The organism is Herbaspirillum sp. 1173 (assembly GCF_031455335.1).
Lineage (GTDB): Bacteria > Pseudomonadota > Gammaproteobacteria > Burkholderiales > Burkholderiaceae_D > Herbaspirillum > Herbaspirillum huttiense.
In genome coordinates this window covers 1,712,665-1,725,346 of the sequence record NZ_JAVDSP010000001.1, presented here as the reverse complement: position 1 = coordinate 1,725,346, position 12,682 = coordinate 1,712,665, and the positions used below count along the sequence as shown (strand labels likewise).

Sequence of the window (12,682 nt, the reverse complement as noted above, 5' to 3'; positions counted from 1 at the left end):
ACGCACTGCGTGCGCCGCTCCTGACGTCATCCGCCCAGCTTTTGCAAGGAAGGATCGCCATGTTGATCTACCTCCTGCGCCGCCTCGCCATCGCCTTGTGCGTAGCGCTGACGGTGTCCGTCGTCAGCTTTACCTTGCTGCATCTCTCCGGTGACCTGGCAGTCTCCATCGCCGGGCCGGAGGCCACGGCAGCCCAGGTCGAATCGGTGCGTACCCAGTTCGGCCTGGACCGCCCGCTGACCACGCAATACGTGGACTGGCTGGGCCGCGCCGTGCAGCTCGACTTCGGCAAGTCCTTCTACTTCCAGGGGCCGGTGATGGAAATGATTTCCGAACGCCTGCCCATCACCTTCAAACTCGGCGGCAGTGCCTTGCTGCTGGCGATCCTGACTGCCATTCCACTGGGCGTGCTGGCGGCGCTCTATCGCGATACCTGGCTGGATCGCACGGCGCTGCTGATCGCCGTGGTGGGGCAGGCCATGCCCAGCTTCTGGTTCGGCCTGACGCTGATCCTCCTCTTCGCCGTCACCCTGCACTGGCTGCCGGTGGCCGGCAACGAGAGCTGGCAGCATTTCATCCTGCCGGCCGTGGCGCTGGGCTACTACGCCATGCCGGCCATGATGCGGCTGACCCGCTCGGGCATGCTGGAGGTGCTGGGTTCGGACTACATCCGCACGGCACGTGCCAAGGGCCTCTCCAAATCACGGGTGGTGTTCAAGCATGCCTTGCGCAATGCGGTCATCCCGGTGGTGGCGCTGGCGGCAGTTGAGCTGGGATTCATGCTGGGGGGCTCGGTGGTCATCGAATCGGTCTACTCCATGCAGGGGCTGGGTCAGCTCGCATGGGACGCCATCTCGCGCAACGACTATCCCGTGGTGCAAGCCGTGGTGCTCATCATCGCCATGTTCTACATTGGCCTGACCTTCCTGGCCGATGTCATCAATGCGCTGCTGGACCCGCGCATCCGTACCCGCTGATCTTGTCTGGAGACGACATGAGCGTTACCTCATCATCCACTTTGCCGCCCCCTGCCGTGTTGAGTGCGGCCTTGCCACCGCTGCCGGCGTGGCGCCGCAAGCTGCGCCGCCTGCTGGGCCATCGCGGCCTGGTGCTGGGGGCACTGTTCCTGGCCATCATCGTGCTGGCGGCCATCTTCGCACCGCTGCTGGCGCCGCATGATCCCTTCGAGCAGGATGTCACGGCGCGCCTGATCCCGCCGGTGTGGCAGGCCCAGGGTAGCTGGGAACACATCCTCGGTACTGACAAGCTGGGGCGCGACTATCTCTCGCGGCTGATCTTCGGTGCGCGTGTCTCGCTGACCATCGGCATTGCCGCCGCGCTCATCTCGGGCCTGATCGGCACCACCCTGGGCGTGCTGGCCGGTTACTTCGGCGGACGTACCGATGCCGTCATCAGCTATCTCATCACCACGCGCCTGGCCATGCCGGTGGTGCTGGTGGCGCTGGCCATGGCCTCGCTGGTCGGTGGCTCGCTGAAGGTGGTGATCGTGCTGCTGGGGCTGTTGCTGTGGGACCGCTTTGCGGTGGTCACGCGCTCGGCCACGCAGCAATTGCGCGATGCCGAATTCATCGCGGCCGCCAAGGCCATCGGGGCTTCGACCCCCTACATCCTGCTGCGCGAGATCCTGCCCAACATCATGGGTGCACTGATCGTCGTGGCGACGCTCGAAATGGCCCACGCCATTCTGCTGGAAGCCACGCTGTCCTTCCTCGGGCTGGGCGTGCAGCCGCCCACGCCGTCGTGGGGCCTGATGGTGGCCGAGGGCAAGACCTACATGTTCTTCAAGCCCTGGGTGATCGTCATTCCAGGTGTGGCGCTGGCGCTGCTGGTGCTGGCGATCAACCTGGTCGGCGATGGCCTGCGCGATGTCAATGCGCCCGACGGCCGCAACTAACTGAGGGTTCACGCAAGGAGCACACCATGAGCATATTGCTGGACGTGAAGAACATGAAGGTGGACCTGCCCACCGAAAACGGCATGCTGCATGCCGTGCGCGGCATCGATTTCCAGGTGCGCAAGGGAGAGATGCTGTGCCTGGTCGGCGAGTCCGGCTGTGGCAAGTCCATGACTTCGCTGGCCTTGATGGGACTGCTGCCGCGCAAGGCGCAATGCAGTGCCGACCACATCCTCTTCGATGGCGCGGATCTCAACACCATGAGCGAGCGGCAGCGCATGCAGTTGCGCGGCAAGCGCATGTCGATGATCTTCCAGGAGCCGATGACGTCGCTGAACCCCGCCTACACGCTGGGCAACCAGCTTTGCGAGGCGATGCTGCAGCAGCCGGGCGTCACACGTGGCGAGGCACGCGAACGTGCGCTCTACCTGCTGCACCGGACCGGCATCAGCAATGCCGAAGACCGCCTGCGCCAGTATCCGCACCAGCTCTCCGGCGGCCTGCGCCAGCGCGTGATGATCGCCATGTCGCTCATGTGCAGCCCGGACCTGATCATCGCCGACGAACCCACTACCGCACTGGACGTGACCATCCAGGCGCAGATCCTGCGCATGATCCGCGAACTGCAGCAGGAGTTCGGGACTGCGGTCATCTTCATCACGCATGACCTGGGCGTCGTCTCGCGCATCGCCGATCGCGTGGCCGTGATGTATGCGGGGCAGGTGGTGGAGACCAGCGGTGTGGCCCAACTCTTCGCGCAGCCGCGCCATCCCTATACGCGCGGCTTGCTCAATTGCATCCCGGTGCGCGGCAAGACCTTGCCGGGCAGCCGGCTGCAAGCCATTCCGGGCGTGGTGCCCAGCCTGGTCGGGCAGGTCAGCGGCTGCGCCTTCCGCAATCGCTGTACTCTGGCCGACAGCGGCTGCGAACAGGATCCGCCCATGGTGCAGCAGGGCAGCCCTGGCTTGCCGCATGAGGCGCGCTGTTTCAAGCTCGATGTGCCGGTGTCGGCGATGGAGGTGGCAGCATGAATACTTTGTTGAAACCACGGCCACCGCTCGACGATATTGCGCTGGAGCTGTGCGCCTTGTCGAAGGTGTATCCGCTCAAGCGCGGGCTGTTCCAGGCACCCGGTGAACTGAAGGCGGTCGATGACGTGTCGCTGCGTCTTTATCGCGGCGAGACGCTGGGCCTGGTCGGCGAGTCCGGCTGCGGCAAGAGCACCCTGGCCAAGATGCTGCTGGGCCTGCTGGCGCCGACCTCGGGCAACGTGCTCATCAACGGCCAGGAGGTCGATCCGACCGAGCGCCGCGCGCATGCACGGCACATCCAGCCGATCTTCCAGGACCCGTATTCGTCGCTCAATCCGCGCAAGACCGTAGGCGAGATCGTCGGCCTGCCGTTAAAGCTGCATGGCATCGGCAATGCTGCCGAGCGCACTCGCCAGGTGCGCCAGATCCTCGATCTGGTCGGCATGCCGGAGCGCACCCACACGCAATATCCCAACCAGCTCTCCGGCGGCCAGCGGCAGCGGGTGGCCATTGCGCGGGCACTGATCCTGCGGCCCGACATCCTCATCTGCGATGAACCGACCTCGGCGCTGGATGTGTCGGTGCAGGCGCAGATCCTGAACCTGCTGCTGGATCTGAAGGCCGAGTTCGGGCTGACCTACCTGTTCATCAGCCACGACCTTGGTGTGGTGGAGCATCTCGTGGACCGGGTGGCCGTGATGAACAAGGGCAGCATCGTGGAATTGGCCTCACGTGAACAACTCTTCAGCGATCCCCAGCATCCGTATACCCGCATGCTGCTGGCCTCGGCGCTGACGCCCGATCCGGGCCTGGGTATTCCGGCGCTGGCGGCAGCCGCCTGAACACATGAACCAAACTGAAAAAAACCAAGGAGCAGCAGCATGAGCAGAGCACAAGCCATCGCCGGCGTACAGGCTTACTTCGACGACGGCCGTTTCATGGAAACCCTGAAGCGCCGCGTGGCCATCCGTACCGAGAGCCAGGAAGCGGCCAGCCTGCCCATCCTCTACGACTACCTGCGGCAGGAGATCACGCCTTATCTCGTCTCTCTGGGATTTGACTGCGAAGTGATCGACAATCCGTTGCCGGGCGGCAGTCCCTTCCTGATCGCCGAGCGCATCGAGGAGGGGGCCGCCTTCACCTTGCTGACCTACGGGCATGGCGACGTGGTGCGCGGCTATGACAATCAATGGCGCGCCGGCCTCTCGCCGTGGGAGATCGTGGTCGAGGGCGAACGCTGGTACGGACGCGGCATCGCCGACAACAAGGCCCAGCACACCATCAACCTGGCCGCGCTGGAAGAAGTCATGAAGGTACGCGGCGGCAAGCTCGGCTACAACGTCAAGCTGATCCTGGAAATGGGCGAGGAAACCGGGTCACCCGGCCTGAACGAAGTCTGCCGCCAGTATGCAGAGCGCCTGAAGGCTGATCTCTTCATCGCCTCCGACGGCCCGCGCGTGAACGCTCCCACGCCGACCATGTTCCTGGGCTCGCGCGGCGGCTGCAACTTTGATCTGACCTGCCATCTGCGCGACGGCGGCCATCACTCCGGCAACTGGGGCGGCCTGCTGCGCAATCCTGGCGTGCGCCTGGCCAATGCGATCGCCTGCCTGGTCGATGAACGCGGTGCCATCCGCGTGCCGGCCTTGCTGCCGGATGCCCTGCCGCAGAGCGTGCGCAAGGCCCTGGCCAGCGTCAAGCTGGGCGGCGGCCTCACCGATCCCGAGATCGATCCGGATTGGGGCGAGCCCGACCTCACGCCCGCCGAGCGCGTCTTCGGCTGGAATACGCTGGAAGTGCTGGCCTTCAAGACCGGCAATCCGGAGGCCCCCGTCAATGCCATTCCGGGGCGTGCCACGGCGCATTGCCAGATCCGCTTCGTGGTCGGCAGCGATGATGCGCATTTCATCGAACACATCCGCGCACATCTGGATGAGCACGGCTATGACGATGTGCAGGTGACGCTGTCGGGCGTGCAGTTTTCCGCGACCCGGCTCGATCCGGATGATGAATGGGTGCGCTGGGGCCTGGCCTCGCTGCAGGAGAGCACCGGCAAGACACCGACCTTGCTGCCCAACCTGGGAGGCTCGCTGCCCAACGATGTCTTCTCCGAGACCCTCGGCCTGCCGACGCTGTGGGTGCCGCACTCCTATCCGGCCTGCTCACAGCACGCGCCCAACGAGCATATACTGGCCAGCGTATCGCGCGAGTCGCTGCAGCTGATGGCGGGCCTGTTCTGGGACCTGGCCGAGCAGGGCCGCGATGTGCTGGCGCGACGCCCATCCCCCACGGAGAAACAATGAGTCACCCGCATGAACACGCCCTGTGCGAGGTCGCCGACCTGCACGATATCCACGACGAAATCACCGGCATCCGCCGCCATCTGCACCAGCATCCCGAACTGTCCTTCGAGGAAGTCGATACCGCTGCCCTGGTCGCCTCGCGCCTGGAAGAGTGGGGCTATGCCGTCACCCGCCACATCGGCGGCAATGGCCTGGTCGCCACCCTCAAAGCCGGCAGCAGTACCCGCAGCATCGGCCTGCGCGCCGACATGGATGCCTTGCCCATCCACGAAGAAACCGGCCTGGACTGGGCCAGCGTGAAGCCCGGTGCCATGCACGCCTGCGGCCATGATGGCCATACCGCCATGCTGCTGGGGGCGGCCAAGCACCTGGCCCGCACGCGCCGTTTTGATGGCACGCTGCACCTGATCTTCCAGCCGGCCGAAGAAGCCGGCTTCGACAGCGGCGCGCAGAAGATGCTGGCCGATGGGCTCTTCGAACGTTTTCCCTGCGATGCCGTCTTCGGCATCCATAATCATCCGGGCGTGGAAGCGGGCACGTTCATGTTCAGGAGCGGCCCCTTCATGGCCGCCTGCGATACCGTCAAGATCCGCCTCACCGGGCGCGGCAGCCACGCGGCGCGTCCGCACCTGTCGGTCGATCCGGTGGTGGCCGCCGCCAGCCTGGTGATGGCCTTGCAGACGGTGGTCTCGCGCAATGTCGATCCGATGGAAACGGCAGTGGTCACGGTCGGCAGCCTGCATGCGGGCAAGGCCTCCAACGTGATTCCCGAATTCGCCACGCTGGAGTTGAGCGTGCGCTCCTTCAAGCCCGAGGTGCGCGCGTTGCTGGAAGAACGCATCCGCGCCTTGGTGGCGCTGCATGCCGAGAGCTACGGTGCGCGGGCAGATATCGAGTACCTGCGCGGCTATCCGGTGCTGGTCAACAGCGATGCCGAAACCGAATTCGCCCGTAGCGTGGCTGAGGAACTGGTGGGTGCGGAGAAGGTGATCGCGCCCTTCGGTCCGATTGCCGGCAGCGAGGATTTTGCCTACTTCCTGCAACAGCGCCCTGGCTGCTTCTTGCGGGTGGGCAACGGGCAGGGCCAGCCCATGCTGCACAACGCAGGCTACGATTTCAATGATGCCAACATCCCGGTGGGAGCCGCCTTCTGGACCCGGCTGGTAGAGCGATGGCTGCCCGTCAAGGCTGGCTGAGAGGGGCAGCGCGAGGCTTATGCATCAACAGCATAAGCGCATGACGAATGCTTCGTTTTCAGCCGCTGCGTAGCCCGGTACATTGAGGGCGTCTCCTCAGACGTCCTTGGACTTGGACAATTCGAGCCTGAACCCGCCATGCGCAAGCCTGGCGGGTTTTTTTTCGGCTGTTTCCCTGCGGCAGCTCGGCATGAAATTCACGTAACTTTTACAGGTCATGGAAGAGCTTGATATGCGGCAAAGCCTTGTGCCAGCTTGCTGTCGAGCTGACAAGCCGCGTTGCAGGATCAGGAATTCCCCGATGTTCGCAGTCACGTTGGGCCACTACCATGGGAACCAATGAAACACGGTCTGTGCCCCGGACCCCCGACCACACAGTGGGGTCGTGACTGGCACGCAAGACCTTGACCAAGAATCTTGCCTTAGGAGCCAGCCATGCATTTCGTTACCGAATCCGTACCGGGTGAAATCACCCTGATGTTCATCAGTTATCTGGTCTTCTGCACCGTGCTGATGTATCTCTTCGTCAAGACCGACAAGGAGTGGGGCAGCCTGGAAGTGTCGCTGGACGACATCGGCCGGCGCGACCAGCAGGTGATGGCCTCGGCCCTGCGCTACGTGAAGGTGGATGCCGAAGACCGTTCGCTGTTCGACAATGGCCTGACCCGGCCGTCGCTGCAGCACTGCGCACAGTATCACGATGTCGATTGCACCTGCTTCATGCAGGAACCGAAGAAGCCGGATTGAATTCCAGGGGAGCAGTGCCTGGGGGCGAGGGATAGCAGGGGAAGTGAGGGGAAGTGAAGGGAAGTGAAGCGAGGGGGAGTGAAGCAGCAAAGGCAGTACCGTTGCGAGGCACTAGGGGTAGTGCCTGCAACAACAGCAAGCATCCGCAGCAGCAGTGAACCAATGTCGTTTCGTTTTGCAATGGGTTTGTAGTGGTAGTTGCAGTTGCAGTGCGTAGCAGCAGTTGAAGTAGCCGTAGAAGTAGCAGCAGAGTTTTGCGCAGTAAACATGTCTTGAGGGTGGAACGGCAAGTCGTGAAGCCGCTTTTGTTCCAAAGCGCGTCACGCAACGGGAGTGTGCAGTCCGGCACGCCCGTGGAGCGGCCTACCGGCTTGCCCGTTCTTTTCCATGAGAAAATAGCGCCCATGCAAAGCTCACATTCCTCCGCGCAGAACCTGCGCCCATTGATCCCCCTGGCCGATTACCAACGCATCTTCCGCGTCATCCATTCCGTGCTGCACAGCGTGGAAGCGGACATCCCGGCCGCCAGTTTCTTCTTTTCCGTCACCGCCGCCCAGATCCTCAAGAAGTTCTACAAGCGCAATGCCTTTCCCGTCGCCGGTGCGGCCTTCTACCTGATTCGTGAAGATGGGGGCGGTGCGCTGTCCTTCGGTTCACTGGGGGATGACGGCCAAAGCGTCACCAGCCACCAGGATGCCTTCCACGCCTGGGTGCAGTGCGATGGCTATGCACTGGACTTCATGGCGCCGCTGTTCCAGGAGCTGCTGGTCTCGGCCGGCCACCCGCTGCCGGTGCCGCGCCAGATGTTCCAGAAGGACTTGCAGCGCATGAGCGCGGACGTGCAGGCACTGGCCAAGCCGGGCGACTTCTACCTGGCTTCCAACCTGGAACTGACACGTGAGCTGTTGCAGCAGTTCATGGCCAAGAAAGCGCTGACCAATCTGTCGCAACTGTGCCTGGAATGGTTCCGCAAGCCGCCCAAGGCCATGCCGGATGATCTGGCCTTGCAAGGCGCCGATGGCGAAGTCTCGCGCATCAAACTGCAGGCCACGGCCATCGAAGGCGTCTGGTAAGACGTCCGTCGTTTTTCTTCAGCAATTTCTTCAGGGAATGTCATGGAGGCGGACGCCTCCGAGAGGAGGGTGTGCTGGACAGATGTCCAACACACCATGCGATCATGCATATCGGTTGCATGTACCGCACTAAGGTTCACACTATAGTTCGTCGTTATGACGGCTTCATGACATTTTCGGTATCACTTTTCTCCCGGCCGCTGCCGTTCTCGCTTTTTCCTTCATATCCCCTGTGCACTGTCATGGCGCGGTCATACGCGGCCACTAGACTTCAACACGTCTCCTCTGACCCTGTGCAGATGTTGTTGCCTGCGATGCGAGTGCGTCGCAGGCCTTTTTTTCTGCGGGTCAGCCAGTTTCTCCCAGCTTCATGCTTCACGCCCAGGCCGGACAGTGGCGTCGTAACCCGGCAGGTCGCACACGTAATGGAAGCCGCAGTCCTCCCTTCCCGTCAGGCGCAAGCTTGTCGGTGCGCGGCGCGGGGTGCGTCCCTCCCTTCCGGGCAGGCTCCGTCACCGGGGCCTGCTCATCGCTTTTTCCTCTCTTCTGCTCCCCGTGTTGCCCGCCGATTGCCCATCCGCTGCCCTGGTGGTGAATTCCCTTTGCAATCAACGACTTGATGCGCTTACCCAGCGCTTTTCCACAGGCTTGCTCCCAAAAAATGTGGATATCCATGCAAGGGCTGCAGGCCAACGGGCCTTGCCCGTCTCGTATCATTTTTCATAAAGCCCTTAACAATCAATGGCTTGAGTGGCTTGTCCAGTGCTTTTCCACAGGCTTGCTCCCAAAAAGTGTGGATATCACCCCGCTCGGCCAGTCTGGGCGCGGCTTTGCGGCGGACGGACTGGTGCGCCAAAAAACTGCCCGGGTTTGCATCTGAAATAGTTTTTCCTTTGTAATCAATTACTTGGATCTCTTGTCAAGCGCTTGTCCACAGGCTTGCTCCCAAAATGTGTGGATATCCTGCCGAAAGCGCCTGGCAATGCCGTATTTCGAGTCCGGAGCAAGCTGAAAAGCCAAGGTCGGGCGTATTTGGGTGGTCTTTGCCAGCCGCAGTTGCGATAATGAAAAGTTGTTTGGAATCAACGGCTTGAGTGGCTTGTCAAGTGCTTCTCCACAAGCTTGCTCCCAGAAAATGTGGATATCCTTGCAGGTCCTGCAACGCTTATCGGGTCTGCCGGGCCGCCCGTTTTTTGCCTGCTGCAGCCTTGGCTAAGGAAAGTCCTTTGCAATCAAGACCTTGCCTGACTTGCCCAGCGCTTCTCCACAGGCTTGCTCCCAAAAAATGTGGATATCCGCTCACGGGACGGGGACAAGTCAGCGCCGCGAGATGGGCGGAAGGCGACTGCACCATTTCTGCGCGCTGCCGAGGCGGGAGGGAAAAGTACTGAAGAATCAAGGGCTTGGGTGGCTTGTCAAAGCCTTGTCCACAAGCTTGCCCCCGTAAAATGTGGATAAGGCCTGCGCAGGGCAGGCCTTGGAGGAGGCAGAGGAGAAACTGGGGATAAGCCGTCGGGCGACGACTCAGCTCTTGTCCGGCGCGCTGTAGGGTTCAACGCTGACCGCTTTCATGCTGTAGCTGGAGGCCCCCATGGAAGAATCCGAGCGTTCCACCTTGAGCACGCCGCTGATCCACACCGCATCCATGGTGCGCACATTCTTGACGGCCTTGGCGCTCTTGACGTGAATGATCTGGTTGGCCGGCGGTGGCGGCACGTGAATGCAGGCACCGAAGTAGGGGACCAGCAGGAATTCCTTGAGTGCCTCGCCTTCCCGGTCCAGGGATACCACAAAGCCGGGCAGGCGCACCGGCTTGCCTTCCATGGCCGGGTCGACCGGGGCATCCTTCCAGTATTTCTTGGCCTTCCACAGCGCCGCATCGGCACGCGGATCGTCATCGGTCATCTGGTCCAGTTTCAAGCCCTTGAAGGGGGCCATCGGGTCCCAGTCCTTGGGGATCAACGATTCCCAGGCGATCTCCTGGAAGCCGTTCACCATCTTGCCCGAGGCCTGGTAAGGCTTTTCGGTCACGGCGGCACTTTGCTGCAACTGGTCGCCGACCTTGTAGGGGCCGTTGGATGCGTCCGCCACGCCCGGCACGGTGCTGCCGGCATCGGCGCGTGCCGTGACAGCGGGGACCGCGCCGGCCAGCGCGGCAGACGTCGCCGGGGCTGCGCTGACCGCTGCAGGCGCGGCCGCCGGGGCCGCGTGGGCGTTGACTTGCGAGAGCAGGCGCACGCCGAGCCCGGCCCACAGGCCGGCGACCACGATGCCGCCTATCCAGTAAAGAGTCTTCATATCATTGCTTCCAGATCAGAGTCTTGGTGTCAGGCCGTCCGACAGGCTCAGGCGATACGCGCGCCAGGCCGGCAACAGGCTGGCCACCAGTCCGGCCAGCACGGTCCAGAGCAGCAATTGTAATTCGCCTGCCGCCGGCCAGGCGGGATGCAGGGCGATGCCGAACTGGTCAGCCAGCATCGGCCCCAGCACCCAGATCAGTCCGCTCAGCAGCAACAGCCCCGCCAGCACGCCGCACAGCATCACGCCCAATCCCTCCACGCACAGCAGCCACAGCACATCCAGCGGACGCGCTCCGACCGAGCGCAGAATGGCCAGCTCGCGCCGCCGCTCGCCCAGGCTGGCCAGGATCGCCGCCACCAGCCCGGCCAGGCCGACCACCACCACCATGCCCGAGACCACCAGCAAGGCGTTCTCGCCGATGCCGACCACGTCCCATAACTGGTCCAGCGCCACGCCCGGCAGCACGGCCATCAACGGCTCCTTGAAGCCATCGCCATCCGCAATGGCGCGCTGCACGGCGAACACCCGGGCGCGGCTCTTCAGGCCCACCAGGACGGCGGTGATGCTGGTCGGCGTCAGGTTGAATTTCTTCACGAATTCGGCCGGGATATGCACCCCCGGCAAGGGCGCACCGCCTTCCCAGTCAAGGTGGATGGCCTGCATGCCATCCAGGCCGATATGTACCGTGCGGTCCACCGGGGTGCCGGTGCGGGCCAGGATGCCGACCACCTTGAAGGGTTTGTCGGCGTGCTGGGTCAGCCCGAGACCACCCATGCCATGGGCCAGGACGATGACGTCTCCGAGGTGATAGTGCAACTTGTCGGCCACGTCCGCCCCCAGCACGGCATCGAAGACGCCGGCAAAGGGCTGGCCTTGGGCCAGCTTGAGCGACTGGCCGCTGCCATAGCGGAAATGGGTGAAGTAATCGCCATTGGTGGCCAGCACCGGGAAGCCGCGATGGGAATCGCCCAGCGAGATCGGGATGGTCCAGGCCACCGCCGGATTGCGCGCCAGGGTCTGGGCACTGTCCCAGCCCATGTTGTTGGTGGCGCCGCCGATGCGGAAGATGGCGTACAGCATCAGCTGGATCGGACTGGTCCGCGCACCGACCACCAGGTCCGTGCCGGACACCGATTGCGAGAATCCGGCCCGCACTTCATGGCGCACCCGTTCGATGCCCAGCAGCATGGTGGTAGAGAGGGCAATGGCCAGCAGCATCAGCCCCAGCGTGAAGCGGCGGTTCCAGGCGCTGCGCGCGGCCAGTCGCAGGAGCAGCTTCATGCGGCCTCCTCGGGGCGGGCGGCCTGGTTCAGCTGTTCCAGCGCGATGCGGCGGTTGAAGCGTTCGGCCAGGCGCTGGTCGTGGCTGACGAAGACCAGTGCCGCGCCGCTCTGCGCGCATTCACGCTGCAGCAGGTCGAGGAAGGCTTGCTGGCGGTCGCTGTCCAGGGCCGAGGTCGGTTCATCGGCGACGATGATTTCCGGACGGCCGATCAGCGAGCGCGCGGCGGCCACGCGTTGCTGCTGGCCGATGGAGAGTTGGGTCACGGGGCGCGTCCACAGGGCCGGTGCCAGATCCAGCGCCGCCAGCAGGGATTGCGCCACGCTCTTGAGATCGGCCCCTTGCTGGCCGGCGCGCTCCCTGCGGTAGGACGAGAACTGGCAGGGCAACAGCACGTTGTCGAGGATCGACAGATAAGGCAGCAGATTGAACTGCTGGAAGATGAAACCGATGTGATCCACCCGGAAGCGGTCCCGGCGCGCCGCCGAGAGGCTGTGCAGCGACTGGCCCAGGACTTCCACGGTGCCGGCCTGCGGCACGATGATGCCGCCGATGGCCGCCAGCAGGGTGCTCTTGCCGCTGCCGCTGGGGCCGCTGACGAAGACATGTTCACCAGCCGCGACCTGGAAATGCGGCAAGGCCAGCGCCGGGTGCGTCTGGCCGGGCCAGGTGAAGCGCAGCTCGCGCATGGCGATGGCTGCGGCCGGGGAGGGGCGTTCAGGGAGAGTCATGACAACATGAAGGAAAAGCGCAGGAGTGCCGAGGCAGAGGGGCAGGGCCGATCATAGCGCCGCTGCCTGTCATTGGCCTGACTGGCCGCCGGGGCAAGTGGCCC

11 protein-coding genes are annotated in these 12,682 nt (G+C 63.6%); 8 read left to right on the top strand and 3 right to left on the bottom strand.

Features of this window, described 5'->3' with window-relative positions; translation table 11 throughout:
- Positions 1 to 59: 59 nt before the first annotated feature.
- The 8 genes from J2X56_RS07695 to J2X56_RS07660 all read left to right on the top strand — a co-directional run bounded on the left by J2X56_RS07695 (position 60) and on the right by J2X56_RS07660 (position 8,265).
- The gene (locus tag J2X56_RS07695; RefSeq protein ID WP_121042182.1) at positions 60 to 977 is read left to right on the top strand and encodes an ABC transporter permease; all 918 of its coding nucleotides are present in this window, start codon (positions 60 to 62) and stop codon (positions 975 to 977) included.
- A 17-nt stretch (positions 978 to 994) separates the two neighbouring features.
- A complete protein-coding gene (locus tag J2X56_RS07690; protein ID WP_121042180.1) occupies positions 995 to 1,915 on the top strand; it encodes an ABC transporter permease in 921 nt (306 codons plus the stop codon).
- A gap of 26 nt (positions 1,916 to 1,941) precedes the next feature.
- Positions 1,942 to 2,946, top strand: coding sequence for an ABC transporter ATP-binding protein (locus J2X56_RS07685; RefSeq protein WP_134136125.1), 1,005 nt, complete (start codon positions 1,942 to 1,944; stop codon positions 2,944 to 2,946).
- Positions 2,943 to 3,788 (top strand): ATP-binding cassette domain-containing protein, encoded by an 846-nt coding sequence (locus J2X56_RS07680; protein ID WP_310159280.1) that lies wholly within the window; start codon positions 2,943 to 2,945, stop codon positions 3,786 to 3,788. The genes J2X56_RS07685 and J2X56_RS07680 overlap by 4 nt, the downstream gene beginning before the upstream one ends.
- 39 nt (positions 3,789 to 3,827) lie before the next feature.
- Positions 3,828 to 5,249, top strand: a complete 1,422-nt coding sequence (locus J2X56_RS07675; protein ID WP_134136123.1) for a M20 family metallopeptidase — start codon at positions 3,828 to 3,830, stop codon at positions 5,247 to 5,249.
- Complete coding sequence (locus J2X56_RS07670; protein ID WP_310159279.1) at positions 5,246 to 6,445, top strand: M20 aminoacylase family protein; 1,200 nt, start codon at positions 5,246 to 5,248, stop codon at positions 6,443 to 6,445. Before J2X56_RS07675 ends, J2X56_RS07670 begins: the two co-directional genes overlap by 4 nt.
- Positions 6,446 to 6,880: 435 nt before the next feature.
- Positions 6,881 to 7,192: a hypothetical protein gene (locus tag J2X56_RS07665; RefSeq protein WP_121042171.1), complete on the top strand. Its 312-nt coding sequence runs from the start codon at positions 6,881 to 6,883 to the stop codon at positions 7,190 to 7,192.
- 404 nt (positions 7,193 to 7,596) lie between these two features.
- Positions 7,597 to 8,265, top strand: coding sequence for a DUF2026 family protein (locus J2X56_RS07660; RefSeq protein ID WP_088757021.1), 669 nt, complete (start codon positions 7,597 to 7,599; stop codon positions 8,263 to 8,265).
- Between the two features lie 1,524 nt (positions 8,266 to 9,789).
- Here J2X56_RS07660 and J2X56_RS07655 read toward each other — a convergent pair.
- The 3 genes from J2X56_RS07655 to J2X56_RS07645 are packed head-to-tail and all read right to left on the bottom strand — an operon-like array spanning position 9,790 to position 12,578.
- Positions 9,790 to 10,563, bottom strand: coding sequence for a DUF3299 domain-containing protein (locus tag J2X56_RS07655; RefSeq protein ID WP_121042167.1), 774 nt, complete (start codon positions 10,561 to 10,563; stop codon positions 9,790 to 9,792).
- 15 nt (positions 10,564 to 10,578) lie between these two features.
- Positions 10,579 to 11,847: an ABC transporter permease gene (locus J2X56_RS07650; protein WP_121042165.1), complete on the bottom strand. Its 1,269-nt coding sequence runs from the start codon at positions 11,845 to 11,847 to the stop codon at positions 10,579 to 10,581.
- Entirely contained in the window at positions 11,844 to 12,578 is a 735-nt protein-coding gene (locus J2X56_RS07645) for an ABC transporter ATP-binding protein (protein ID WP_204725689.1), read from the bottom strand. The genes J2X56_RS07650 and J2X56_RS07645 overlap by 4 nt, the downstream gene beginning before the upstream one ends.
- Positions 12,579 to 12,682: the final 104 nt, after the last annotated feature.